This is a genomic window from Vagococcus zengguangii, from assembly GCF_005145005.1.
Lineage (GTDB): Bacteria > Bacillota > Bacilli > Lactobacillales > Vagococcaceae > Vagococcus_A > Vagococcus_A zengguangii.
The window spans coordinates 1,198,955-1,224,242 of record NZ_CP039712.1 but is presented as its reverse complement, the minus strand read 5'-3'; the positions used below and the strand labels follow the sequence as shown (position 1 = coordinate 1,224,242).

At 35.1% G+C, this 25,288-nt stretch carries 26 protein-coding genes, 1 riboswitch and 1 other annotated feature; of the genes, 24 read left to right on the top strand and 2 right to left on the bottom strand.

The window, feature by feature from the left end; genetic code table 11:
- Positions 1-83 precede the first annotated feature (83 nt).
- From eno to FA707_RS05715, 13 genes are all read left to right on the top strand, one after another.
- Positions 84-1,382 carry a phosphopyruvate hydratase gene (eno, locus tag FA707_RS05775; protein ID WP_136953338.1) on the top strand — a complete coding sequence of 433 codons (1,299 nt, stop codon included), beginning with the start codon at positions 84-86 and terminating at the stop codon, positions 1,380-1,382.
- A gap of 147 nt (positions 1,383-1,529) precedes the next feature.
- Positions 1,530-1,730 carry a hypothetical protein gene (locus FA707_RS05770; protein ID WP_136953337.1) on the top strand — a complete coding sequence of 67 codons (201 nt, stop codon included), beginning with the start codon at positions 1,530-1,532 and terminating at the stop codon, positions 1,728-1,730.
- 312 nt (positions 1,731-2,042) lie between these two features.
- Positions 2,043-3,116, top strand: a complete 1,074-nt coding sequence (locus FA707_RS05765; protein WP_136953336.1) for a serine hydrolase — start codon at positions 2,043-2,045, stop codon at positions 3,114-3,116.
- 201 nt (positions 3,117-3,317) lie between these two features.
- Positions 3,318-3,557: a binding site (T-box leader), on the top strand.
- A 60-nt stretch (positions 3,558-3,617) separates the two neighbouring features.
- On the top strand, positions 3,618-4,691 hold the full coding sequence (locus tag FA707_RS05760; protein WP_136953335.1) for a methionine ABC transporter ATP-binding protein: 1,074 nt from the start codon (positions 3,618-3,620) through the stop codon (positions 4,689-4,691).
- On the top strand, positions 4,688-5,371 hold the full coding sequence (locus tag FA707_RS05755; protein WP_136953334.1) for a methionine ABC transporter permease: 684 nt from the start codon (positions 4,688-4,690) through the stop codon (positions 5,369-5,371). The genes FA707_RS05760 and FA707_RS05755 overlap by 4 nt, the downstream gene beginning before the upstream one ends.
- A 13-nt stretch (positions 5,372-5,384) precedes the next feature.
- Positions 5,385-6,224 (top strand): MetQ/NlpA family ABC transporter substrate-binding protein, encoded by an 840-nt coding sequence (locus FA707_RS05750; protein ID WP_136953333.1) that lies wholly within the window; start codon positions 5,385-5,387, stop codon positions 6,222-6,224.
- A gap of 30 nt (positions 6,225-6,254) precedes the next feature.
- Complete coding sequence (locus FA707_RS05745; protein ID WP_136953332.1) at positions 6,255-7,454, top strand: M20 family metallopeptidase; 1,200 nt, start codon at positions 6,255-6,257, stop codon at positions 7,452-7,454.
- A 98-nt stretch (positions 7,455-7,552) separates the two neighbouring features.
- Entirely contained in the window at positions 7,553-7,942 is a 390-nt protein-coding gene (locus tag FA707_RS05740; protein WP_246032300.1) for an MmcQ/YjbR family DNA-binding protein, read from the top strand.
- Entirely contained in the window at positions 7,935-8,225 is a 291-nt protein-coding gene (locus FA707_RS05735; protein ID WP_136953331.1) for a hypothetical protein, read from the top strand. The genes FA707_RS05740 and FA707_RS05735 overlap by 8 nt, the downstream gene beginning before the upstream one ends.
- A 447-nt stretch (positions 8,226-8,672) precedes the next feature.
- A complete protein-coding gene (locus FA707_RS05730) occupies positions 8,673-8,990 on the top strand; it encodes a nucleotide pyrophosphohydrolase (RefSeq protein WP_136953330.1) in 318 nt (105 codons plus the stop codon).
- 277 nt (positions 8,991-9,267) lie between these two features.
- Complete coding sequence (locus tag FA707_RS05725) at positions 9,268-9,570, top strand: PTS lactose/cellobiose transporter subunit IIA (RefSeq protein ID WP_136953329.1); 303 nt, start codon at positions 9,268-9,270, stop codon at positions 9,568-9,570.
- Positions 9,571-9,694: 124 nt separating this feature from the next.
- The gene (locus tag FA707_RS05720) at positions 9,695-11,623 is read left to right on the top strand and encodes a BglG family transcription antiterminator (protein WP_168177360.1); all 1,929 of its coding nucleotides are present in this window, start codon (positions 9,695-9,697) and stop codon (positions 11,621-11,623) included.
- A gap of 116 nt (positions 11,624-11,739) precedes the next feature.
- The gene (locus FA707_RS05715) at positions 11,740-12,285 is read left to right on the top strand and encodes a DUF3267 domain-containing protein (protein WP_136953327.1); all 546 of its coding nucleotides are present in this window, start codon (positions 11,740-11,742) and stop codon (positions 12,283-12,285) included.
- Between the two features lie 47 nt (positions 12,286-12,332).
- Here FA707_RS05715 and FA707_RS05710 read toward each other — a convergent pair whose 3' ends face one another.
- Positions 12,333-13,679, bottom strand: a complete 1,347-nt coding sequence (locus FA707_RS05710; protein WP_136953326.1) for an Nramp family divalent metal transporter — start codon at positions 13,677-13,679, stop codon at positions 12,333-12,335.
- Positions 13,680-14,038: 359 nt separating this feature from the next.
- On the opposite strand from FA707_RS05710, the gene FA707_RS05705 reads away from it, so the two are divergent.
- From FA707_RS05705 to FA707_RS05665, 9 genes are all read left to right on the top strand, one after another.
- Positions 14,039-15,475 carry an NCS2 family permease gene (locus tag FA707_RS05705; protein WP_136953325.1) on the top strand — a complete coding sequence of 479 codons (1,437 nt, stop codon included), beginning with the start codon at positions 14,039-14,041 and terminating at the stop codon, positions 15,473-15,475.
- A 131-nt stretch (positions 15,476-15,606) separates the two neighbouring features.
- Positions 15,607-16,488: a CvfB family protein gene (locus FA707_RS05700; RefSeq protein ID WP_136953324.1), complete on the top strand. Its 882-nt coding sequence runs from the start codon at positions 15,607-15,609 to the stop codon at positions 16,486-16,488.
- A 57-nt stretch (positions 16,489-16,545) separates the two neighbouring features.
- Positions 16,546-17,754 (top strand): MFS transporter, encoded by a 1,209-nt coding sequence (locus FA707_RS05695; protein ID WP_136953323.1) that lies wholly within the window; start codon positions 16,546-16,548, stop codon positions 17,752-17,754.
- A gap of 100 nt (positions 17,755-17,854) precedes the next feature.
- Positions 17,855-18,298 (top strand): ferric iron uptake transcriptional regulator, encoded by a 444-nt coding sequence (gene fur, locus FA707_RS05690; RefSeq protein WP_136953322.1) that lies wholly within the window; start codon positions 17,855-17,857, stop codon positions 18,296-18,298.
- Between the two features lie 90 nt (positions 18,299-18,388).
- Positions 18,389-19,279 (top strand): site-specific tyrosine recombinase XerD, encoded by an 891-nt coding sequence (xerD, locus tag FA707_RS05685; RefSeq protein WP_136953321.1) that lies wholly within the window; start codon positions 18,389-18,391, stop codon positions 19,277-19,279.
- 68 nt (positions 19,280-19,347) lie between these two features.
- Entirely contained in the window at positions 19,348-20,106 is a 759-nt protein-coding gene (locus tag FA707_RS05680; protein WP_136953320.1) for a segregation/condensation protein A, read from the top strand.
- Positions 20,107-20,112: 6 nt separating this feature from the next.
- Positions 20,113-20,766, top strand: a complete 654-nt coding sequence (gene scpB / locus FA707_RS05675) for an SMC-Scp complex subunit ScpB (RefSeq protein ID WP_136953319.1) — start codon at positions 20,113-20,115, stop codon at positions 20,764-20,766.
- A 26-nt stretch (positions 20,767-20,792) separates the two neighbouring features.
- On the top strand, positions 20,793-21,521 hold the full coding sequence (locus FA707_RS05670; protein WP_136953318.1) for a pseudouridine synthase: 729 nt from the start codon (positions 20,793-20,795) through the stop codon (positions 21,519-21,521).
- Between the two features lie 74 nt (positions 21,522-21,595).
- A riboswitch (FMN riboswitch) is annotated at positions 21,596-21,728 on the top strand.
- A gap of 134 nt (positions 21,729-21,862) precedes the next feature.
- Complete coding sequence (locus tag FA707_RS05665) at positions 21,863-22,447, top strand: ECF transporter S component (protein WP_168177359.1); 585 nt, start codon at positions 21,863-21,865, stop codon at positions 22,445-22,447.
- 41 nt (positions 22,448-22,488) lie between these two features.
- On the opposite strand, the gene FA707_RS05660 is transcribed toward FA707_RS05665, so the two are convergent.
- On the bottom strand, positions 22,489-22,707 hold the full coding sequence (locus FA707_RS05660; RefSeq protein WP_136953316.1) for a ferredoxin: 219 nt from the start codon (positions 22,705-22,707) through the stop codon (positions 22,489-22,491).
- A 28-nt stretch (positions 22,708-22,735) separates the two neighbouring features.
- On the opposite strand from FA707_RS05660, the gene FA707_RS05655 reads away from it, so the two are divergent.
- Positions 22,736-23,821, top strand: coding sequence for a helix-turn-helix domain-containing protein (locus FA707_RS05655; RefSeq protein WP_136953315.1), 1,086 nt, complete (start codon positions 22,736-22,738; stop codon positions 23,819-23,821).
- Entirely contained in the window at positions 23,805-25,247 is a 1,443-nt protein-coding gene (locus FA707_RS05650; protein WP_136953314.1) for a RecQ family ATP-dependent DNA helicase, read from the top strand. Before FA707_RS05655 ends, FA707_RS05650 begins: the two co-directional genes overlap by 17 nt.
- Positions 25,248-25,288 lie beyond the last annotated feature (41 nt).

Sequence of the window (25,288 nt, the reverse complement as noted above, 5' to 3'; positions counted from 1 at the left end):
GGTTATCATTGAAAGTTTCATAAAAAACAACTAAAATAGACTAGGGATAAAACCCTAGTCAACAACTCAAAGGAGAGAATAATATGCCAATTATTACAGACGTATACGCACGCGAAGTCTTAGACTCACGTGGTAACCCAACAATCGAAGTAGAAGTATTCACAGAAAGTGGTGCTTTCGGACGCGGAATGGTTCCTTCAGGAGCTTCAACTGGTGAATACGAAGCAGTTGAATTACGCGATGGCGACAAAGGTCGTTACTTAGGTAAAGGTGTACAAAAAGCTGTAGATAACGTTAACAACGTAATCGCTGAAGCTATCATCGGTTTTGACGTTCGTGACCAAATGGGAATCGACCGCGCTATGATCGAATTAGATGGTACTCCAAACAAAGGTAAATTAGGAGCTAACGCTATTTTAGGTGTTTCTATTGCTGCTGCACGTGCTGCTGCTGACTACTTAGAAGTTCCTTTATACCACTACTTAGGCGGATTCAACACTAAAGTATTACCAACTCCAATGATGAACATCGTTAACGGTGGATCTCACTCAGATGCTCCTATCGCATTCCAAGAGTTCATGATCTTACCAACTGGAGCGCCAACATTCAAAGAAGCTTTACGTTGGGGTGCTGAAATCTTCCACGCTTTATCAAAAATCTTACACGAACGTGGATTAGTAACTGCTGTAGGTGACGAAGGTGGTTTCGCTCCTAAATTTGAAGGTACTGAAGACGGCGTTGAAACAATCTTAGAAGCTATCAAAGCTGTAGGTTTAGAGCCTGGTAAAGATGTATTCTTAGGATTTGACTGTGCATCTTCAGAATTCTACGAAGACGGCGTTTACAACTACGCTAAATTCGAAGGTGAAGGCGCTGCTAAACGTACTTCAGCTGAGCAAGTTGACTACTTAGAAGAATTAGTTAACAAATACCCAATCATCACTATCGAAGACGGTATGGATGAAAACGACTGGGATGGTTGGAAATTATTAACTGAACGTTTAGGCGACAAAGTTCAATTAGTAGGTGACGATTTATTCGTAACTAACACAACTAAATTATCAGAAGGTATCGAAAAAGGTATCGGTAACTCAATCTTAATCAAAGTTAACCAAATCGGTACTTTAACTGAAACTTTCGAAGCTATCGAAATGGCTAAAGAAGCTAACTACACTGCAGTTATCTCTCACAGATCAGGTGAAACAGAAGATTCAACAATCGCTGACATCGCTGTTGCAACTAACGCTGGCCAAATCAAAACAGGTTCATTAAGCCGTACTGACCGTGTAGCTAAATACAACCAATTATTACGCATCGAAGACCAATTAGGCGACGTTGCTGTATACAAAGGATTAAACTCTTTCTACAACTTAAAAAAATAAGCTGTGATTAGATGATAATCTATTAGGAAACCTCCGCATTCTATTGAGTGTGGAGGTTTTTTTATATGGAAGAAATGATATATTATGTCTGTTGTAGTTATGCTATATACAGATTATAATAAAATTAAAATTTAAGGAGAGATAAAGATGGATAATACAATTCTAATTGGTGCTATTATCATGGGCGTCGGTTTAATAATTCAAGCGGTTACTGCGAGATGGAGCTGGAAATTGGGTGGCTATTACAAATCAAGCAACAAGCCGTTATCATTCTTCGGTTGGTGTCTGATTATTGTGGGTGTTATCATTGTCGTATTGAAAGCTAAAGCGAATGGTCAACTTGATTAATTTTATAAGAAACACGATTATACTAAAACTTGTATTTAAAAAGGGTTCATTTAAGCGATAAGATCCGCCATCCTTATTTTAATTATATATTTTATAACATGTATATTTAGATAAACTATTGTTATTGTCCGACAGTTTAAATTATGTCCGAACATATAAATTAATTATGTAAATTTAAAAAGTATGAAATATGAATATTTTGTGAATTTAATATAACATTTTTTAAAACGTATTGATACGATAAGATTCATATATTACAATCATTATAGTTGATTTTTTGATTTATAAAATAATGGTTGGGTGAGTTGGAAGATGAATAACAAAAAATACATGATGCTTTTTTTGGGAATAATAGTAGGGATAATAGCTTTTCTTAGATATTGGTGGTTATTTATTGCAATATGTTTGTTTTTTATGAGCTATTTGTATAAAGAAAAAAATTTAAAGCCTCTTAATAATCATCAAAAAAGGAAAGCACAGGCTTTCTTGTGGATAGGGACAATCCTTGTTGTCATTCTTCTGGGAGAATTGGGTGTACAAGCAACTGAACGGTTGGATAGTAAAGTCTCAGATTATGTTTCTAGCTATCGCAATAAAGATAAGCCTGATCCTAAAGTATTAGCTCAGCAAAAGAAAGATAAAGAACAAAGAGAAAAAGAAGAAAAACAAAAAGATTTATCTAATCAGTTAGTCAATCAATGGAAAGTATACGCACAGGATAAATCACCTGTGATAGATATTGCAGTCTTTGACATGCAATCCAATCAGGAATTCCATTATACAAATCAGGATGAGCAACCTCTGATTCCTACTGCAAGTGTGATCAAGGTTTCGGTATTAACCGCACTATTACACAAACATCAAGAAGAACAAACTGAATTATCGGAACTTGAAATAAGTAACGCAGAAAACATGATTAAAAGTAGTGATAATAACGCCACAACCTATTTGATAGATAATTATTTGGATAAAGCAACATCCATTCAATCTTTATTTGAAACGTTAGAAATGAACGATTCTACTTATAATTATCATTGGGGGCAAACGACTACCACCGCAAAAGATCAAATTACATTATTAAAAAATGTCTTTCTGCCATCAGATTATTTAATTGATTCTGAAAGAGAATACATTCAAAAATTAATGTCTGAAGTGGATGTCGATCAAGCCTGGGGAGTTGGCGCAGGATCTAGTCACGTAGCCTTGAAAAATGGTTGGTTAACTGATACTAATGAGTGTATTATTAATAGTATTGGTCAGGTTGTGAATGGAGATAAGAAGTATTTGATTGCGGTTTTAACAAATCATGATCAAACGATGACTGAAGGGAAACAGATTATTGAACAATTAACCAAAATTACAAGCGATATATTATTTCAACAGTAATGAAAGATACCTATTGATCAAAAAAAGATCGTAGGTATTTTTTTTGAATACCTATTGACTTTAAATTAAAATAGAATTAGAATGATAAATATCAGATGAGAAAAATAAAAAGCAAATCTAATTTAATTGCTTCTTTTAGTATGTTAAATTAACTGATTTGATAAACCAAAATAGTGAATAATGAAAAAGTTTATTGGTATATTTGTCACAATGATTTGGTAAGTACATGACAGGAAACTTTAACAGAGAGCTTCGGTAGCTGAAAAGAAGCAAGGGGAATGTCGTAGAAAATGGCCAAGGAGTGTACTAGCCCGAGCTGAAAAGTAAGGCGCTAGCGGCTGCATCCGTTATTAATGCTAGAGTATGATAGTACTTGAAGAGGAACGATTCGTGAGGGTCGTTTAAATTAGAGGTGGTAACACGCAAAAAAGCGTCCTCAAGCAAATAATTATTTATTTGTTTGAGGATGCTTTTTTTTTGTGAATTAAAGGAGGTTAAACAATGATTGAATTAAAAGATATCTCAGTTACATTTAGTGGGAAAAAGGAAGTTCAAGCGGTAAAAGATGTTAATTTATCCATCGCAAAGGGTGATGTTTTTGGTATTGTGGGTTATTCAGGAGCAGGTAAAAGTACATTAGTTCGCGTCATAAATTTTTTGCAAAAACCGACAGCTGGTATCGTGCAGATTGGTGAAACGGTTGTTAATGATTTGACTAGTAAACAGTTACGAGAGTTACGACGGTCGATAGGGATGATTTTCCAACATTTCAATTTAATGGACAATCGAACGATTTTTGATAATGTCGATTTTTCGTTGAAATATTCAGGGAAATCAAAACAGCAACGAAAACAAAAAGTTAGTGAATTGTTAGAATTGGTTGGTATCGCAGATAAAGCAAATAATTATCCAAGCCAATTGTCAGGTGGTCAGAAACAACGGGTTGCGATTGCGAGAGCCTTAGCAAATGACCCAGAAGTGCTATTATGCGACGAAGCAACTAGTGCCTTAGATCCAAAGACTACGCGTCAAATTCTAACATTATTAAAACAATTAAATAAAAAATTGAATTTAACCATTGTGCTAATTACACATGAAATGCAGGTGGTGAAAGAGATTTGTAACAAGGTTGCTGTTATGGAACAAGGACGTGTCATTGAGCAAGGTGACTGTGTGCAATTGTTTAGCGCACCACAAGCCACGCTTACAAAAGAATTTATTCGGACCGCTACTCATGTAGACCACGCACTAGCAACTATCCTAGAAAATCCAAAATTCAATCAATTAGCGCCCAATGAATGCTTAGTTGAATTATCTTATGTTGGTGAGCAAACCAAAGAGCCAATCATTTCACAACTCTATTCGAAGTTTCAAGTGGTGACGAATATTTTGTATGGCAATGTAGAAATTGTTCAAGAGCAAGCGTTAGGGAGCTTAATTGTGACGCTTCAAGGTGACGCTAACCAACGCCAACGGGCAGTAGATTATTTACGTGAGCAACACGTCAAAGTGGCGATGCTATCTGATATAGATCGAAAAATTATAGACGATGAAGAAGGAGGGCTTGCATCATGAGTGAATGGGTTCAACAATTATTACCTAATGCTAGTAAAATTCCTAGCGAAATCATTGAAGCGACCAGGCAGACACTCTATATGGTCTTTTGGACTTCGTTAATTGCAGGTGTATTAGGGATTCTATTGGGCGTCGTTTTGGTTGTGTCAAGAAAAGATGGCATATTAGAGAATCGTTTTATCTATCAATGTTTAGATAAAGTTATCAATATTGTCCGTTCTATCCCATTTATTATTTTATTATCGTTGTTGGCCCTGTTTACTCGCTTCATTGTAGGCACGACTATCGGTGAAAAAGCAGCACTTGTTCCTTTAGTCATCGGCGTTATCCCATTTTTTGCTCGCCAAATTGAAATTGCCCTATTAGAAGTAAATCCTGGTGTGATTGAAGCCGCTCAAGCAATGGGGACCCATCCATTAGGTATTATTTTTAGAGTCTATTTGGTGGAAGGGTTAGCGGGAATTGTTCGTGTTTCTGCTTTAACGATTATTAATGTCATCGGTTTAACAACAATGGCCGGCGCAGTTGGTGCAGGTGGTATTGGCAACCTTGCTATATCTCGTGGTTACAATCGTTTCCAAACAGATATTACCGTCGTTGCGACCTTAATTATTTTAGTATTAGTTTTTATTAGTCAATTTATTAGTAACCTAATTATCAAAAAAATCAAACATACTTAGGAGGAATTTTTCCATGAAAAAATATATTAAAAGTTTTGTTATCTCAGCTTTTACGTTAACAGCCTTAATCGGATGTGGTAATCAAGCGGCATCCAATGATTCAAAGGATACTCAAACGGTCAAATTAGGGTTAATCGGTTCGGATACCGATGTGTGGGACGATGTTAAAGCTCGTTTAGCAGATGAAGGCATTACCTTAGAATATGTCAGTTTTACCGATTACAATCAGCCCAATGCTGCGCTAAATGAAGGGGAAGTTGACTTGAATTCGTTCCAACACCAAATTTTTCTAGATAATTATAATGCCGAACACGGAACTGATTTGGTTTCAATTGGAAATACTGTTAATGCTCCACTTGGTATCTACTCAGACAAACTAAAAGATGTTAAGGAGCTAGGAAAAAATGCGACCGTGGCGATTCCCAATGATGTCACGAATGGAGGACGTGCGCTATTGCTTTTACAATCTGCTGGATTGATTAAAGTGGATGAAGCTAAAGGGCATACGCCAACGCTTTCGGATATCACTGAAAATAAATTGAATTTAGCTATTACCGAGTTGGATGCTTCACAAACGGCACGTGCGTTACAAGATGTCGATATTTCAGTAATAAATAGTGGCGTCGCAGTCGATGCAGGCTTCCTGCCAACCCAAGAGGCTATTTTCTTAGAGCCAGTTGATGAAAGTTCAAAAAGCTATGTTAACATCATTGTAGCGCGCAAAGAAGACGAAAATAATGACTTATATCAAAAAATAGTTGATGCTTACCAAACGGAAGAAACAGCAAAAGTTATTGAAGAAACCTCAAAAGGTTCGAGTATTCCAGCTTGGGAAACATTTGGACGTAAATAATTAATTAATGAATAGCGGAGGAATGTACATATGAATATTTATTATAAAAAAATCAAAGAAGTCATCTCGTCAAAATTAGAAGAATATCAAGCTATCGCATTAGATATACACGCCCACCCGGAAATAAGTAATTATGAGTTCTATTCATCTGAATGTTTAATCAACTTACTAATTAGCGAAGGATTTGCGGTTGAAAAGGGAGTGGCTGGTCACCGAACAGGTTTTACTGGAAATTATGTTTCCAACAAAAAGGGGCCAACCTTGGTATTTTTAGCTGAATTTGATGCTTTGCCAGGGATCGGGCATGCATGTGGCCATAATTTGTTTGGGGTTTATTCTATTTTGGCTGCCACTGCGCTCAAGTCGATTATTGATGAAGTCGGTGGTGAAATTCGGGTCTACGGAACACCAGGTGAAGAAGGTGGTGAAAACGGATCAGCTAAAGGAAGTTTTGTTCGCGAAGGCTTCTTCGACGATGTAGATGCGGCGCTCTGTGTTCATCCAGCCCATCAATACGGTCGTACGACTGCCTCTTTAGCAAATGATCCTGTCGATATTAAATTTTTTGGAAAAGCCTCTCATGCGGCAGGTGCTCCTGAGCAAGGAATCAACGCGCTTGAAGCCTTGATCCAAGTCTTTAATAGCATTAACAGTTTAAGGTTACATTTACCAAAAGATGTGAATATACATGGTATTATCACTGACGGTGGTGTAGCAGCTAATGTTGTACCAGAGTTTGCAGCTGGTCGTTTCTACTTGCGGGCTGCCAATCGTCAAACACTAGATACTGTCTATCAAAAAGTTGAAAATATAGTGAAAGGCGCAGCACTGGCTACTGGTACAACTTACGAATTTGGTCTGTTTCAAAATTCAGTCGATGATGTCATTGTAACACCAAGTTTTGATGACGTGTTTTTTAAACATGTTAAGGACTTAGCTATTCCTGAACGCGAAATCGATTTAGAACTTAGAACTAGCTTGGGCTCATCAGACGTCGGGAATGTTAGCCAGGTCATTCCAACTATTCAACCAACAGTTTCCATTTCAGATGACTATATAGCAGGTCATTCAGAAGAGTTTAAAGTAGCTGCTAAAAGCGAGAAAGGCTTATCATCGATTGCGATAGCGGCAGAACTTTTAGCACGAACAGCCTTGGATTTGATTCAAGAGCCTAATCTCTTAGATGCTATTAAAGCTGACCATCAACATAGTTTGGCTAAAGGCAATTAATCATTTGTTTTATCCGCTAAGACTTAGCTTATTAGGTGTTAGCGGATTTTTTTGTTATGATAAATATAACGAATAATAACAAATAGGAGAGTTATAGCATGTCAATAAATAAAAAAATGCAGGTACTTATCAATTATGGACAATCATTACCGTACGCAAAGGTTTATCATCGGGAAGATTGGGATGTCTATTATTTTGATATTTTTGGCAAAATGTTCGGGTTACTCTCGCCATTAGCTAGTCAGGACACAACATTGTCATTAAAAAATACACCCGAACAAAACGAAGAGTGGCGAGAATTGTACCCAGATGATATCATTCCGGGATTTCACCTAAACAAAAAACACTGGAATACGATAGCCATTGCTAACGAAACGATAACAGAAGAGTTGTTATGCCAATTGATAAAAATCTCCTACTCATTAGTTTGTCAAAATTTAAAGAAAGAGCAAAAACAACTTATTGCGAAGGTTACTGAAGATGAATAATTATTGGTTAGAAGCTAGTTGGTGGTGTGGAAGTTGGGACTGTGAAATAACGTTTACCAAAAATCAAGACGAAACATGGTTATTAATTATAAATGAGATCACCAGAGCCAATCGGTTAGTGTTAAAAAAAGTCATTGAAACAGATAACCAATATGTATTAATAGGAGAAGAGGCTGATTATTTTTTTACGAAGATATGTGACGAACAATTATTATTTCAACAAGTAGCGAAACCAGGGCGCTTAGGCATGACTCAACAAGTTATTTTAAAGAGGATGCCCTGATTTTATGAACTTTTTTATATTTAATTTAAAAAAATACATCTAGCTAGCCAGTTGTTGACTTGCTGTAGTAAGATAAATATATAAAAGATGAACTCGTGTTATTTAAACTCTTCAAATCATAACATAAACAAGATGTTATCAAATAGGAACTGTTTAATGGCCAAACGAGTGATTCTTAAGCATTAAAAAAAATTTTCAAACAGACAAATACCCCCATATTTTGTCTGTTTGACCAAATCATGTTATAAGTCCCCATCCTATCTTATAGCATAGATTGCGATAACTCCCTGTTTTTTTAATCACGAACTGGCTGAAAATTAGTACCCCAACTAACAGAGTAAGCACAAAAAAAGACTACGATAGTGGTCTTTTTTTGTGTTAATAAGTAGGGGGACTGACGTATACTATAATAGAACAAAAATATTAGAAGAGTTGGAGTAGTATTGAATGAAAAATAGTATCGAAAAAATCAATCAATTTAGAGATGAGCGCAACTGGCGACAATTTCATAATGCGAAGGATCTAGCACTGTCTGTATCTTTAGAAGCAGCGGAATTGTTAGAAATTTTCCAATGGCGTTCAAGCGAGGAAGCGATAGCAGCCGAACCAGAACACTTGAAAGAAGAAATTGCTGATGTTTTAATTTATACATTAATGTTAGCGGATGATTTACAAATGGATGTTTCTGAAATCATCGACGAAAAACTAGCAAAAAACGCAATTAAATATCCTATTGTCGACACAATAGACGATCAAAATAGTTAATTTTAAATCAATTAGTAAAATCTAAATGAGAGAGCGAATATAAGTTGTTCTCTCATTTTTTTAATAGGACAAATAATTTTTAACGGGTATTATATGATTAAATGACTAATTGTTTCCTATTCAATAGGAAAGTACAAATTTGTATGAATAAACGAAAAAAATTAAACTATAAGTAAATTACATATTTAAAGGTTATCGTTGTTACAATTGTGTTATTAGGGAATCTAACAAAGGAGGAATTGATATGGACATTAATTTGAGAGGGAATTCAGAATAATTGTCAATGAGAATCATCCTGACAATTGCGGATGTGCGGGATCAGTTAAATCAGGCATTAGATTTGGCACTCGAAAAGGATTTTGTGAAATCGAATCATTGTTTACATGAATCTCAAAAAATAATGAATTTAGCTATTGAAATGAGCGAAAGCATAGTAGCCCATAATCAGTTGAATGAAAAATTATCATTAGATTTTTTAAAAACTATTTCAGAAATGATCACAGCCAGTCAAAAAGATGTTGAAAGTATGGCTAAGCTATTACCAGTTTTAGAGGAGAAATTTTTATCGCCTATTAAATAACATTTGGAATGTTATTAAGATTGTGAATAGGTGAAACTTAGCACAGTCAGTTTGCTTTTGATTTTACATTGTCTGAATATCAAAGTAAAATAGATAATTATTATGTCACGAGAGGATGTTAAAGGTGAAAGAGTATCAATTAATAGAAGAACTTGGTAAGCAAGATTTGCCAATTTCCTCTGTAATTCTCTCAGATAAATTATGCGTGTCAACCAGAACTATTAGAAATTACGTAAGTAGAATTAATCAACATTTTAAACATAATGTTATTGTCTCTAGTTCTAAAGGTTATTTATTAAAAAAAGAATTTTATGAAGAAATAGCTTTTTATTATAGTGATTATGCTGCGCATAACTTTGAACAACGCAGGAAGAATTTGATAAAACAATTTTTATTAGCAACTGATGGTTTAGAGTGGGACGACTTATTAAATGAATATAATGTATCTGAAACGACACTAAAGAATGATTTAAAGAGCATTAGGCTGTTTTTTTTAGAAAATGGTTTATCCATACTTCATAGAAACAGGCACTTCGCAATCAGTGGTGATGAAAGAATTATTAGAAACTTAATTAAAGATATTTTCATTATGGCTGATTATGATGTAACCTCTTCGTTTTTCAAAAATCAAGACTTATTAACTGATGAAGAAATTAGTTTCATCTATCGGTTGGTTGAGACTAAATTACAATATTATAATGTTATGATTAGTAAATTTGTGATGAGTAATATCATACTATACTTGGTTATTATGATAAAAAGGCTTCAACAAGCTGCTTATCTACCAAAAAAAGAAAAGATTGTACTTTCAAAAGATAAAATGGAGTATCTAATTGCACAAGAAATTATTGAGACATTAGCACATAGGTACCAATTTGACCCGCGAGAGGAAGAGATAACCGAATTAAGGACTATGTTCGTTGGAAATATTACTAGTTATCAAGGGGTTAAACAAGTTAATCAAGTAGTTGATAAAGAATTTCAGAAGGTGATAGAGTTTATTTTGGAGGAGGTAAACGCTGTCTATGGCTTTGATTTGCAAGCAAAAGGGTTTAAAAATAAACTAACGATGCATCTTCATCAGATGATTGAACGTGTTCGCGAAGGGATTGTGATTAATAATCCACTCTTAAGTTTAAAGAATACCCGTGATATAATGCTGAATAATCTAGGGTTGTTAGTTGGAAAAATTGTACAGGACAAGTTAGGTATTAAAATACCAGAGGAGGAAATGGTATATATTTCGGCTCACTTTGGCATTTATTTTGAAGAAGAAATTGAAGAGCTACCTGTTACTATAGGGATAATATCCCCGTCATTTTCTTACAATCATTTAGAAAATAAATTGATTAGAAAATTAGAACAGTTTTATGGCGAACGCATTGTGGTAAATGAGTTTGTGATGGATTATTGTGATATTAACAGATCATTAGTTTCAGATTTAGTTATTTCAACCATTTCATACCAAGGCGTTGATAACCAAGAAGTAGTTACTTTATCCCCTTATTTTACAGATGTTGATATTCAAAAAATAGAAAAAAATATACTGGCAGTTAAGTTGAAACGTAAAACGGAAGCTTATCAACGTTTCACGACTAATTTCATTAAAGAAGAACTATTTCAGCTTAATATGAAAACAACTTCAAGAGAAGATTTGCTTGAATCGATGACTAAAAAGTTAGTTAACAGTCAAATTGTTTCAGATGATTATTTGAATGATGTTTTGGAAAAAGAATCGTTATCTTCATCGAAATTAGGAGAATTTGCTATCCCTCATGCGCTAAATAGAAAAGCTAATCAGTCAACTATTTCTGTCTGGTATGACACTCAAAGCCAAGGCTTGAAGTGGGGAGATGAAGGACGGGTTAAATTAGTTCTTCTTTTAACTATTACAAAAGAAGATCAAGATGAACTAAATGATTATTTACAGTTATTGTTGAATATATTATCCGATCCACAAAAAGTTCAGGAATTATTACTTCAAGAGAGTTTTAGCTATTTCATTGATAAAGTCAATGAGTTCATTCAAGTTGAAGTTGAAACCCAATATTAAACGTAAAAAAGTAGTCGATAATGGCTGCTTTTTTACGTTTAATATTGGGTAATGATAGAGGAAAAGTATTGATATGTTATAATAAACCCAGTAAATAAAACTAGGAGGGATTAGATATGGAATTGTATAGAGAAATAAACTTAATTGACAATAATAAAATTATTTTTTGGTTAAATGTAATCAGCATCCCACTATTTATAATCTTTTATTTCATGTTTTCATTAATTGCGACTTTTAATAATCAGAGTATTAGTGCTGATTTATCAATATTTATGTTGCTGATAGTGCTTGTTAGTTATTTTGTGCTCATTATCATTCATGAATTGATTCATGGTATCTTTTTTAAATTATTTAACAAAGAGGGGAAAGTTAAGTTTGGTGTAAAAAATGGGCTAGCATATGCGACTAGTCCAGGGTTTTTTTATTCTAAAACCCAGTTTATTGTTGTATTACTAGCACCTTTCACTTTGATCAGTATAGGGTTATATATATTCTACCTGATAAGTATCGTGTCTAGCTTTGTTTTCGTGACGCTTGCGAGTCTGCATGCTGCGTCATGTATTGGTGATTTTTATTTCACTTGGTTAGTGGCTAGAGCCCCAGAGAGTATTGTGGTGGAAGATACTGAACAAGGAATGTCTTTCTATCATAATTTAAACTAATTAAATGAAAAGCAAGTCTCGAGAATGTACCCGAGACTTGTTTTTTTTTAGTGAAACAGAGTCTGGACAATTAATTGGAAGTTTAATAAACATAAGACAATAGTGGCTACCCAACCTAGAACAGTTACCCATGTTTTGTTTTTAAATTGTTCCCCCATAATTTTACTTGAACTGGTGAAATACACGAGCGGAATCATCGCAATCGGTAAAGCGATACTTAGGAAGACCTGTGAGTAAATAAGTAAATTATCTAATGCTTCTTCATTATCACCAAACAAATACGCGCAAATAAGGACGGGCACAACTGAAATTAATCGGGTAACAAGACGTCTTAGCCAAGAAGGGATTTTTAAGTGGATAAATCCTTCCATGACTATTTGACCAGTCAATGTACCGGTGATAGTGGAATTTTGACCTGATGCTAGCAAGGCAACAGCAAACAAAGTGCTAAGTAAAGGGCTAGCAACAGCACCAGCGTAATTCGTATCTTGTAGCGCATTGTATAGACTTGAGAAGGTACCTAAATCATCACCGTGACCAAAGAATAAGGCGCCCCCAAGGATTAGTAATAAACAATTAACGAAAAAAGCGGCGCTTAATTGAATATTAGAATCCCACGTTGCGAATTTTACGGCTTTTGCTATTTCCCGTTGGTCGGAAGAATCAATTTTTCTGGATTGGGAGATAGATGAATGCAAGTATAGATTGTGCGGCATTACAGTAGCACCAATAATACCTAGAGACATTGTTAATTCACCGGGATGCATTACTTGTTTTTTGGGAACAAACCCTTTGAAAATTTCAGGTATGTTTGGTTGTGCGATAATTACTTCATATAAGAATACGAATAAAATCACTCCGATAAGTAAAACAACAATTGCTTCGATTTTTCTAAACCCTAATTTCATTAGTAATAATAAAACAAATACATCAAAAACGGTTAGGAAGATTCCGTATAATAGGGGAATTCCAAATAGCAAGTTTAAAGCAATAGCCCCTCCGATTACTTCGGCAATATCCGTTGCCATAATAGCAAGTTCAGCTATGATCCATAAGAAGAATGACATTTTCTTACCTGTCAATTTTTGTGTGGCTTGAGCTAAATCCATTTGGGTGACGATGCCTAGTTTGGCGGACATATATTGCAGTAACATCGCAATTAAGCTTGAGAGCATAATAATGGAAAGCAATAAGTAACCATATTTTGCCCCACCTCCTATAGAAGTAATCCAGTTTCCGGGATCCATGTATCCAACGGCTACTAATGCACCAGGACCGGAAAATGCGATTAAATTTTTGATAAAACTTTTATCAGTTGGTACCTCAACTGTAGCATGTACCTCACTAAGGCTTTTCATTTGAGGGGTTTCTATCGACTCGATATTATTTGACATATTACAACCTCCTTTTTAGGTGTGCCTAAATATATTAATATCGTACTCCTAAAAAATAAAAAAATCAATCATAAAACGTTCTATATTTCAAAAAAAGACTAGGGACTTAAATTCATGAGTTGGATTCATTGTTTATTAACTATCATTATACATTTATAGTACATTATGACGTAATACATCTTATAAATTTTAGTGAACGCAACTAAACACGAACATTGTGTAACGTTTTACTTAAAAAATACGGAATATCTATTGCAATTTTCACGAAGCAAATTTATAATGAGGTTGTTCTTAATAAGTGAACAATTCAACTTTTTAGGTTGTTAATGTTCGTAATTTAATTTAAAAGGGGAATCGTAATGGACAAGTTTTTCAAACTGAAAGAAAATGGCACCACAGTTTCTAGAGAGGTAATTGCAGGTTTGACAACCTTCTTTGCAATGAGTTACATCTTGTTTGTAAACCCAAACATTTTATCTCAATCAGGGATGCCGTTTCAAGCAGTTTTCTTAGCAACAATTATTTCTTCAATTATTGGAACATTAGTGATGGGATTATTTGCTAACGTACCGTATGCACAAGCACCAGGGATGGGCTTAAATGCATTTTTCACCTTTACCGTCGTATTTGGTTTAGGTTACTCTTGGCAGCAAGCTTTAGGAATGGTTTTCTTATGTGGTATTATTAATATTTTGATTACAGTAACTAAAATTAGAAAAATGATTATTAAAGCAATTCCAGAAAGCTTACAACATGCCATTGGTGGCGGGATTGGGATTTTCGTTGCTTATGCAGGTTTAAAAAGTGCTAACTTATTAAGTTTCTCAGGAGATGCTGGTTCAATTACTAATTCAATCGTAGACAATGGCCAAACTGTTAGCGTAAATATTAATGGTGGAGTCGTTCCTGGTTTAGCAATGTTTAATAGTCCTGAAATGATTTTGGCTGTTATTGGTTTAGTCTTAACAATTATTTTAGTGTCATTAGATGTTAAAGGTGGTATTTTAATTTCAATTATCGGTACGACGTTAATCGGTATTTTAATGGGTGTGGTTGATTTATCCGCAGTTGACTTCAAAAACAATTCATTAGGTAGCTCAATCAAAGAACTAGGTACGACGTTTGGGGCAGCTTTTGGTTCAGAAGGTTTGCCAAGTTTATTTGAAAATACGAAACGTATTCCATTAGTTTTAATGACGATTTTAGCGTTTAGTTTATCTGATACATTTGATACAATTGGAACTTTCATCGGAACAGGTCGTAAAACAGGAATCTTCAGTGCAGAAGATGAAGCGGCATTGGAAAATAGTACTGGTATGAAATCAAAAATGGACCGTGCACTATTTGCCGATGCAATTGCAACATCTATTGGTGCAATTTTCGGTACGTCTAATACAACAACTTTTGTTGAGAGTGCAGCAGGTATTGGTGCAGGTGGTCGTACAGGATTAACTTCCGTTGTAGTAGCTATCTTATTTGCTTTAAGTAGCTTGTTCGCACCATTAATCGCTGTCGTTCCAGCTCAAGCAACAGCGCCTGTTTTAATCGTTGTTGGTATCATGATGTTAAGCTCATTTACAGAAATTAACTGGGGTAATTTAGATGAAGCTATTCCAGCATTCTTTGCTTCAGTCTTTATGGGTCTATCTTTCAGCATTTCTTATGGTATCGCGGTAGGTTTCATCTTCTATGTTATCTTGAAAGTAATCAAAGGTAGAATTAAAGATATTTCTCCAATTGTGTGGATTATTACAGCCTTATTTATTTTAAACTTTGTGATTATGAGTGTTTTATAATTAGGTGTACGAGAAGAGTTTGAACATTAATGTTCAAACTCTTTTTTCTTTTTTCTCTGAATAAGTGAATCCAGTCAATGAGTTATGCTATAATAAAGCATAAATAAACAATATAGAATTGAGTGGATTATATGAAAGACTTATTAGGAACTGTTTGGACGGGTTTAATTACTGATGAAAATGATACATCATATTATGTTCAAAAGAATGGTTTTACGTTTAAATTAGCTAAAAGTGAAGGGGAACGCCAACTTGGTGATGCTGTTGAAGGGTTTGCTTACCTCAACCAAAAAGGTGAAGGTGCCTTAACGACACAAATACCAGAAATTGTTAAAGGAAAATACGGGTTTGCTGATGTTGTCGGTACACGTCGCGACTTAGGTGCCTTCATTAATATTGGCTTAGGGGATAAAGATATTGCTTTATCTTCAGACGAATTACCCGCTATGAAGGAATTATGGCCGAAGAAAGATGATCGTTTATATGTGACGTTACGTACTGACGAAAAAGACCGTTTATGGGCGGAATTAGCAGATGAAGAGCGAGTAGCTGCGATGAGTCGTCCGGCAACTGAAGACATGCATAATAAAAATGTGACAGGAACTGTTTACCGCGTGAAAGTCGTTGGGACATTCGTTCTAACAGAAGACTATCATTTAGCCTTTATTCATCCTTCAGAACGTTTTAATGAACCTCGTTTAGGTGAGAAAGTAACCGGTCGTGTTATCGGTATTCGACCAGATGGTATGTTAAATATTTCGTTGAAACCTCGTGCGCACGAAGTTATTTCAGATGATGCCAATATGGTTTTAACATTTTTGCGTCAATCTCGTGAGGGTAAAATTCCATTTACCGATAAATCAACACCTGATGAAATCAAGGAAATGTTTGCTATTAGTAAAGCACAATTTAAACGTGCTCTAGGTAGCTTGATGAAAGCTAAAAAAATTAAACAGGAAAATGGTTATACTATTTTAATTGAAGAACAAGAACAAAAATCGACTAAAGGATAATTAAGTTCGTGTTTAGGATGTGATCATTGTCAATCACATCCTTTTTTAGGAGGGGAAATGTTGAGCAGTCAAAAAAATGAAAAAAAACAGTCTGTATTCGGGAAACTAGCATTAATTCAAGGTTTGTATTGGGTCATGTTTTGTAGTGTGAGTGGGTTTGCGACCGTTTATATGTTGGATCGTGGAATCAGTGATGCAATGGTCGGTATCATTATTGCTATCGCGAGTCTGATTTCGGTAGTTGTTCAAATAGCAACAGGTTTTATAATGGAAAAAATGCCAAGTTTAAGTTTAAGAAAAATTATTAGTGGTAGTCTGTTGACGATGGGAGTCATTAATCTATTATTAATGTTTTTCAATCAATCTGATGCCTTAATTGCGCTACTCTATTGTTTGGCTGTCGTTTTGTTATACAATGTGCAACCACTCATGACCAGTCTGGTATACGAATACGTCAACGCTGGCTATCGTGTATCATTCTCAATTACTCGTGGGATTGGTTCTGGAACGTATGCCCTAACGTCTTTCTTATTAGGGGGATGGTTAGCGAAACATAGCAGTTTATCTATTCCTGTTGTGACGACAGTCGTCGCGTTCTTCTTATTAGCGTTACTGTTTTACTTGCCTCACATAGCTGATGACAGAAATGTTTTGAATAAGACTGTCCATGAAGAAAAGCAGGTAACAACTAATTTATTAAAAAAATATCCTAGTTTACTCCCGTTGCTTGTGGCAATTGCGATGGTTTTTACCTTCCACACGATAGTTAACGTGTTCTTGCCTCAAATAATTACCCATGTAAATGGTACGAAAAGTCAAGTAGGTTATGCCATCGCCATTGCTAGTGTAGTTGAAATTCCAGTAATGTTTGGTTTTCAGTGGTTAGAAAGAAAATTTAAGGTTCGTAACTTATTGAAAATTTCGGTCATTTTCTTCTTTATTCGTAGCGTGTTGTATCTAGTTGCAGGAAACTTCTTGCAAATTGTTCCGGTTCAATTGCTCCAAATGTTTTCATTTGCAATCATAACTCCAGCATACGCTCATTATATTAATGAACTAACGGAGAAAAAGGATAATGTGAAAGGGCAAACGTTTGTAATGGCTGCAGTGACAGCTGGGAATGTTTTTGGTAGTTTTATTGGTGGACAAATCATCACTTATGGTGGGGTCAAAAACATGTTAGGATTAGGCGTCGCCGTGATGGTGATTGGTGTAATTGCTATGTTTTACAGCATGAAAGTCGATAAATTGCAAACAAATCATTAGAATTCTTGATAAATAAGCTAAACTATTTTATAATTATTATAAATAGTTTAGCTTATTTTTGGTTGCTAGATTATAATTATTACAAATAAGAGGTGTCGAGATGTCAGAAAAGCAAATTGAATCAATTCGGACCCAACTGCATGATGGTGGCTATAAATTAACACCTCAACGAGAGGCAACTGTCCAAGTTTTAATTGAGAATGAAAAAGATCATTTAACCGCTGAAGAAATCTATTTATTAGTTAAAATGAAAAGTCATGATATCGGTTTGGCTACTGTTTATCGAACCTTAGAAATGCTTACAGAACTAAAAATTATTGATAAAATTAGTTTTACAGATGGTGTAGCACGCTATGATTTGCGAAAAGAAGGGGCTAAACATTTTCACCATCATTTATTATGTTTAGAGTGTGGCGACATTGAAGAAATTGAGGAAGATTTATTATTAGAAGTCGAAAAACTTGTTGAACGAGATTTTCGTTTCAAAGTAAGCGATCATCGTTTAACTTTTCATGGCGTTTGTCATAAGTGTCAAACCAATTAAAAATAAGCAACGTAAAGGTTTTGCGTTGCTTATTTTTTTGTTATAATAGTTTACATAATATTTATACGGAAAACAGAATGAGGTGAAAACATGAACGAATCAGTTGAAGAATATATTCATCATTTAAAAGTTGAACGCGGATTATCAAAAAATAGTATTGAAAGCTATACACGAGATTTACGTCAGTACTTAGCTTTTTTGGAAAAAGAAGGCTTAACAGAATGGCAAGTGGTTGATCGCTATCATGTCTTGGCGTTCTTGAAACAACTAAGTGATGAAGGCAAATCAGCAGCGACTAGTATTAGAATGGTGTCAACCTTACGTAAGTTTCATCAATTTTTACGCTTGGAACGTATTACTGATCAGGATCCTATGCAATACGTTGATACACCTAAAAAAGGGAGCACGTTACCGAAAACATTGTCTCTATCAGAAGTCGAAAAAATCATTGATGCACCTGATACTAATACCATTTTAGGAATTCGAGATCGTGCTATATTCGAAGTGATGTACGCAACAGGACTTCGCGTGACAGAATTAATTACCTTGAAACTAGACAATCTTCATTTATCACTTGGCCTGATTCAAACAATCGGTAAGGGTGATAAAGAGCGTATTATTCCGTTAGGTGATCACGCGATTAAATGGATTAATACCTATTTAGACGAGGCTCGACCATTCCTTGCTGATGTACAGAAACCAACCAATATATTATTTTTAAATCATCGTGGTGGAGGGTTCTCTCGTCAAGGTATTTGGAAAAATCTAAAGCAATACGTTGTCCAAACAGGGATTAAAAGCGAGGTAACACCTCATACGTTGCGTCATAGTTTTGCGACCCATCTCTTAGAAAATGGCGCAGATTTACGTGTTGTCCAAGAGTTGCTGGGACATTCGGATATTTCGACGACTCAAATTTATACACACATTACCAAAAAACGAATGGCTGAAGTTTACAAGCAATATTTCCCTAGAGCGTAAAACACTACACCTGTTACTTAGTAGTATGCTATAATATTGAAGTTAATCACACATGAAAGGTGTCGGAAATGGTAGAATTGAATTTAAAATTAGAGGTATTTGAAGGACCTCTTGATTTATTATTGCATTTAATTAAAACCTTAGAGGTGGATATTTATGATATTCCGATAGCGCAAATCACTTCTCAATACATGAAATTCATTCATTCCATGAAAGAGCTTCAATTAGAAGTGGCCGGTGAGTATATGGTAATGGCTGCGACGTTAATGTCAATTAAAAGTAAAATGTTATTGCCAAAACAAGAGCTTATTTTTAACGATGATGACCTAATGGCCGAAGAAGATCCTCGGGACGCGCTAGTTGCCCAACTTCTAGAGTATCGTAAATTTAAGTACGCAGCGGGTGTTTTAAAAGAAAAAGAGCAACAACGTGGGGACTATTATTCAAAAGGGCCAATGGACTTAGATCATTATCAAGAAGAAATACCTGAACTTGAACCAGACCAAGTCACTACGATTGATTTGTTTTTTGCCTTTCATGATGTTTTAGAGCGACGTAAACATAAAATAAAACAAGAAACGACGATTAAACCGGATAAAAATTCGATTGAAGCACAAATGAATTGGATTGAAAACCAAATTAAATCAGCTGATAAAACGCGTGGCCTGTCATTTGACTCTTTATTTCAAACGTATACTCGTAGTGAGATTGTCACGACATTTATGGCAATGTTAGAGCTGATCAAGAAAAAATCGATTATCGCACGCCAAGCAGAGCCATACGCGCCCATCCTATTATTTGAAAACAGTATAGAAGAAGTGGAGTAAATAAGCATGACCTCTTTACAAAGTAAGATAGAAGCGTTATTGTTTGTCGTAGGGCAAGAAGGTGTCTCTATAGACGAACTGGCCTACTATACACAGCAACCAACAAGTATTATCTATCAAGAAATAGAACATTTAATGAATAAATATCAACAAGATGAAAACTCCGCCTTAAATATTTTAGAAGTTGGGACGCAATTTGTACTAACGACTAAAAAAGAAATGGCAGAACTATTAAAAGATTATGCGCAATCGTCATTGTCTCATAATTTGTCTCAAGCAGCCCTGGAGTCGTTATCAATTGTCGCTTATAAGCAACCTATTACTAGGGTGGAAATTGATGAAATCCGTGGCGTTCAATCAGCAGGTTCTTTACAGAAACTGCTTTCTCGTAATTTAATTGAAGAGCGAGGTCGTTTGGATGGGCCAGGACGTCCAATTTTGTATGGTACTACTAATTATTTCATGAACTATTTTGGTTTAGAAACACTGAATGATTTACCGTCGATTGAAGAGATGGAAAAAGAATTTGCAGAAGAGTTACCGACCGATTTGTTCTTTGATCGATTCAAGGAAGAAATAGCGGTAGAACCAGAAGCTAGTTTTGATTCACAAGATTTAACCGACTATTTGAATGAACAACAAATAAAAACTAGCGAGTAACTCTTGCGAAAGGATGAATAAACAAAATGGAAGAAGTTAGATTACAGAAGTTCCTTGCCCAAAGCGGTGTGGCTTCAAGAAGAAAATCAGAGGAATTAATCGCTCAAGGGAAAGTAACAGTTAATGGTAAAAAAGTGACAGAGATGGGCGTTAAAGTGACGAAGAAAGATGTTATCGAGGTTAATGGAATTCCGTTAACACGCGAAGAAAATGTTTACTTTATGTTATATAAACCTAGAGGCGTTGTGTCGACAGTTTCTGACGATAAAGATCGTACGGTTGTAACGGATTTTCTACCAGGAGTTCATGAACGAATTTTCCCAGTAGGGCGTTTAGATTATGATACTTCAGGGTTATTACTATTAACGAACGATGGTGAGTTCACGAATAAATTAACGCATCCAAGTTACGAAGTGGATAAAGTTTATGTAACAAAAGTTAAAGGAATTCCTACGCAAAAAGATTTACAAAAATTAGAAAAAGGTATTCGTTTAGAAGGCCGAAAAACCGCGCCAGCAAAAGTGATGATTCTATCACGTGATAAAGCGAACCAAACAGCGATTGTTGAGTTAACGATTCATGAAGGACGTAATCATCAAGTTAAGAAGATGATGGAAGCAATTGGCTATCCTGTTGTTAAACTTAAGCGTGAACGTTACGGTAATTTAGATTTAAAAGGTTTAGCACCTGGTCAATATCGTCGCTTAACACCAAAAGAAGTAAAAGACTTAATGAACTTAGACAAACAAGATTAAGGTTTGTTATTTAAACTAAATCGCTTGTTTTGTGAAATGTTTCATGATAAAATATGTATGTAAAAAAAATAAAGGTTCGTCTTCAGGGGCAGGGTGCAATTCCCGACCGGTGGTTATAGTCCACGACCTATGGCTAGTTTACTAGTTCATGGCTGATTTGGTGAAATTCCAAAACCGACAGTATAGTCTGGTATAAAGAGGATTGAGCTTATTTGATTAGCTCTCAAATAAGATTACTCGCTATTTTTCTGCCCTTATGTGTAGAAAAATAGCTTTTTTTATTTGTTATTGTTAGTCTTTGCGGTTCAGTGAAGATGGATCCTTCTAGGAGGGTTTCAGTTTTGAAAAAGAGTAAAGTACAACGTATGGTGATTATTGCCATGCTAGCAGCCGTGTCATTTGTGTTAATGTTTTTCGCGTTTCCAATCTTGCCAACCGTTCCATTCATGAAAGTCGATTTTAGTGAAATTCCTATTTTAATAGGGACATTCATTCTAGGTCCGATTGCGGGTATTGGTATAGCAGCGTTGCGATCAATTTTGCATCTATTATCAACAGGTTTCAGTATTCCTAATATGATTGGTGATTTAGCCAGCTTCTTAGCGGCAATCGCTTTAATTTTACCAATCTATTACATTTACAAAAACAAGCACAACAATGTAGGTTTAGTTTTTGGACTTGTAGTAGGGGTAGTGACATCAACTGTTGTTATGTCACTGGCTAACTATAGTTTTATTCTTCCTGTCTACGCTAAGTTTGCAGGCTTTGTACTACCAGGAACAATGGCCGACTATATTTTCTTGGGTGTCGTTCCATTTAATTTGGTTAAAGGCGTTATCGTGAATACCTTGTTCTTTGCGGTGTACAAAAGCTTAGTGCCATGGTTAAATAAAAAAGAAGAATCAGCAAAAAATTACGTAATATAAAATAAAAGGAGAATGCCTAATGGAAGTTAGGCATTCTCCTTTTATTTTGTCGTTTTTTCAATCAAAATAGCCCGAGTCGGGCACTTTTTGTATGCTGCAAGACATTGTTCTTCTAATTCGCTTGGAATATTTTTTTCTCGTAATTGGTCGTCTTCTTGAAAAATAACGATACCATCGGCTGTATAGTCAAAAATATCTGGTGCTTTTAGTTGGCATAGTCCACATGCAATACAATTTTCTGGTATAATTTTGGTTAACATCTTATCACCCTTACGAAGAGGTATTTCAATGACATATAGTATTGATGACTTTATTTTATCCCTATTTGCTCACGGCCACAAGGTTAGAGCTTCGACATTATATCAATTATTAAAAGGAAAACGTACTATTTCAATTATTTCATACGGTTTTCTGTACGATGTCTTAAGATATTTTGCCATTTTTTCACGATTGCCTGATTATCAATACCAAGAAATAATTGATCGTTTATTGCGTTCACAATGTTTATTAGAACGTGATGGAAAAGTCATGATTACGACTAAAGGTAAAAAGCACTTAAATGATTGTCAATTGTCGATTAGCTTCGAACACTTAAATAGCTTTAAGCATTATCGCCATGACGAATCCTTTAAGAATTTGTTATTGTTTATTATTCAAGTAACCAGTGAACTGTCTTACGATAATAATGAGTATGTGCCAATCGAATTGAATGGTTATCAACAAATGCTTGTGAAGCGTTGGTTAGCTAGTCAGCTAGCTGATATATCAAAAAAAGAACTGGTCGATCAGCTAGCTAATGAGCTATCAGAAGTAAGTCGTTTTTTCAATGATGATGAAATTAAAGGGTCATTATTGTTTGGTCAGATGAGCGGACATGAATGGACAGGCTACACGCTATCTCAATTAAGTGCCGAATTAGGAATAAGTTCTATCGAGGCTGTGTTACGTGATCGTGAGTTAATGCATCATTTAATTGATCTTCTAGATACCAACCCTGATCAAATTCCATTACTTAAGACTATTTTTCAATTGGTTGCGCGCTATCCATATAATCAAAGTGCCCATCAAAGTTATGAATTGTTTAAGAAAACCTGCGATTTTCAGTATGTGATGAATCAGCGTCGTATTAAACAAAGTACCTTAGAAGAACATCTTTTAGAATTTGCGATAATAGACGAGAAGTTTCCATATGACTTTTTTTTACATCCGGAGTTACTTCAGGTGTTTATCCATCTCAATGAGTTATTTCCAAACGAAAAAGAGTGGAGCTTTAAAGTGATTGAAACAAACAGTCAAGTACCTGTTACTTATTTTGAAATGCGACTCTATCAAATTTATAAACAAAGGATGACGAATAATGGATCAAGTATTTAATGTTTTAAAGCAGCGTTTTGGTCATCAAACGTTTCGGCCGGGGCAAGAAAAGACGATTAGAGCGATTTTAGATGAACAACAGGTTGTTAGTGTGTTACCCACTGGTACTGGAAAGTCGTTGTGTTATCAATTGCCCAGTTATTTATTAAATGGTCAAGTCATCATCGTATCTCCTTTAATTTCGTTAATGGAAGATCAAGTGCGAAGTTTAATAAAGCATGGGGAAAAACATGTGGTCGCGATTAATAGTCAACTTTCTCTTGAAGAACGACAATGGGTTTTTCAGCGTTTAAATCAATATCGCTTTATTTTTGTGACACCTGAATCGTTGATGAATCGTGAGTTAATTAACCGTTTAAAGCATTTGTCGATTTCTATGTTCGTCGTCGATGAAGCGCATTGCATTTCAACATGGGGCATTGATTTTCGTCCTGATTATGAACGACTTTATTCAGTTATTAAAGAGCTTTCTTATCCTAAAGTGCTAGCTTTAACAGCTACTGCAACATCACAAGTGTTAATGGATATCAAAGAGAAATTATTTAATATGTCACTGCCTATTCAGACAATTAACACGTCTGTGAATCGTCCGAATATTTATTATCATGTCGAAGAGATGCAAGCTACAGCTACTAAAAATGAATGGTTGCGAGTATTTGTTAGTCGTTACCAAGGTCCAGGTATGATTTACTGCACAACTCGTAAAGATACTGAAGCTGTCAGTCAGTTTTTAAAGGAGAAAACATCTCTAAAGGTAGCCTATTATCATGGAGGGATGAATGGAGTGGAGCGGGCTAACATTCAGCAACAATTTATTCAAGGATCATTGGATTGTTTAGTTGCCACAAGTGCTTTTGGAATGGGAGTTGATAAAGGGAATATCCGTTATGTTATCCATTATCAGTTGCCTAATAGTTTAGAAAGTTATGTACAGGAATCTGGTAGAGCGGGTAGGGATGGGCAACAATCTGTTTCAATAGTCTTATATGATGAAAACGACCAACGTATTCATCATTATTTTAGAAAAGAACTCGAAAACGAATGGCAAACGTATGCTCAATTAACCGAGATGGAAGATATATCAAAAGATAGCTATTCCGATATCCAAACAAAATGGTTTGATTACCAGGAAAAAGAGCGGTTTTCAAAAGAGGAATTAGAAAATCGCATTAAACAACGATTACAGGATAAACAAAATCAAGTGAATCAAATGCTGTTCTTTTTGAACACAAACGCTTGTCGTCGCGAAGTTATTTTAAAGTATTTTGGTCATGAGTCTATTGAAGCACAAGAAATTTGCTGTGATAATTGTAACGAGTTCTCACAAGAAGGATTACCAATTGGTTTGTACGGTGAGAAGTTAAAAAATCACCAGCAAAAAATAAAAAAACCCGAAGAAATTATAAAGAAACTGTTTAATTCATAGATTTTTTCATGAAAATGTTGTAGTATTTATGAGGATAGGAT

Bases quoted from the DNA above. Each gene is read 5' to 3' on its own strand.
- eno (WP_136953338.1), top strand. From the start codon at position 84: ATGCCAATTATTACAGACGTATACGCACGCGAAGTCTTAGACTCACGT.
- FA707_RS05770 (WP_136953337.1), top strand. From the start codon at position 1,530: ATGGATAATACAATTCTAATTGGTGCTATTATCATGGGCGTCGGTTTA.
- FA707_RS05765 (WP_136953336.1), top strand. From the start codon at position 2,043: ATGAATAACAAAAAATACATGATGCTTTTTTTGGGAATAATAGTAGGG.
- FA707_RS05760 (WP_136953335.1), top strand. From the start codon at position 3,618: ATGATTGAATTAAAAGATATCTCAGTTACATTTAGTGGGAAAAAGGAA.
- FA707_RS05755 (WP_136953334.1), top strand. From the start codon at position 4,688: ATGAGTGAATGGGTTCAACAATTATTACCTAATGCTAGTAAAATTCCT.
- FA707_RS05750 (WP_136953333.1), top strand. From the start codon at position 5,385: ATGAAAAAATATATTAAAAGTTTTGTTATCTCAGCTTTTACGTTAACA.
- FA707_RS05745 (WP_136953332.1), top strand. From the start codon at position 6,255: ATGAATATTTATTATAAAAAAATCAAAGAAGTCATCTCGTCAAAATTA.
- FA707_RS05740 (WP_246032300.1), top strand. From the start codon at position 7,553: ATGTCAATAAATAAAAAAATGCAGGTACTTATCAATTATGGACAATCA.
- FA707_RS05735 (WP_136953331.1), top strand. From the start codon at position 7,935: ATGAATAATTATTGGTTAGAAGCTAGTTGGTGGTGTGGAAGTTGGGAC.
- FA707_RS05730 (WP_136953330.1), top strand. From the start codon at position 8,673: ATGAAAAATAGTATCGAAAAAATCAATCAATTTAGAGATGAGCGCAAC.
- FA707_RS05715 (WP_136953327.1), top strand. From the start codon at position 11,740: ATGGAATTGTATAGAGAAATAAACTTAATTGACAATAATAAAATTATT.
- FA707_RS05710 (WP_136953326.1), bottom strand. From the start codon at position 13,679: ATGTCAAATAATATCGAGTCGATAGAAACCCCTCAAATGAAAAGCCTT.
- FA707_RS05705 (WP_136953325.1), top strand. From the start codon at position 14,039: ATGGACAAGTTTTTCAAACTGAAAGAAAATGGCACCACAGTTTCTAGA.
- FA707_RS05700 (WP_136953324.1), top strand. From the start codon at position 15,607: ATGAAAGACTTATTAGGAACTGTTTGGACGGGTTTAATTACTGATGAA.
- FA707_RS05695 (WP_136953323.1), top strand. From the start codon at position 16,546: ATGTTGAGCAGTCAAAAAAATGAAAAAAAACAGTCTGTATTCGGGAAA.
- fur (WP_136953322.1), top strand. From the start codon at position 17,855: ATGTCAGAAAAGCAAATTGAATCAATTCGGACCCAACTGCATGATGGT.
- xerD (WP_136953321.1), top strand. From the start codon at position 18,389: ATGAACGAATCAGTTGAAGAATATATTCATCATTTAAAAGTTGAACGC.
- FA707_RS05680 (WP_136953320.1), top strand. From the start codon at position 19,348: ATGGTAGAATTGAATTTAAAATTAGAGGTATTTGAAGGACCTCTTGAT.
- scpB (WP_136953319.1), top strand. From the start codon at position 20,113: ATGACCTCTTTACAAAGTAAGATAGAAGCGTTATTGTTTGTCGTAGGG.
- FA707_RS05670 (WP_136953318.1), top strand. From the start codon at position 20,793: ATGGAAGAAGTTAGATTACAGAAGTTCCTTGCCCAAAGCGGTGTGGCT.
- FA707_RS05660 (WP_136953316.1), bottom strand. From the start codon at position 22,707: ATGTTAACCAAAATTATACCAGAAAATTGTATTGCATGTGGACTATGC.
- FA707_RS05655 (WP_136953315.1), top strand. From the start codon at position 22,736: ATGACATATAGTATTGATGACTTTATTTTATCCCTATTTGCTCACGGC.
- FA707_RS05650 (WP_136953314.1), top strand. From the start codon at position 23,805: ATGGATCAAGTATTTAATGTTTTAAAGCAGCGTTTTGGTCATCAAACG.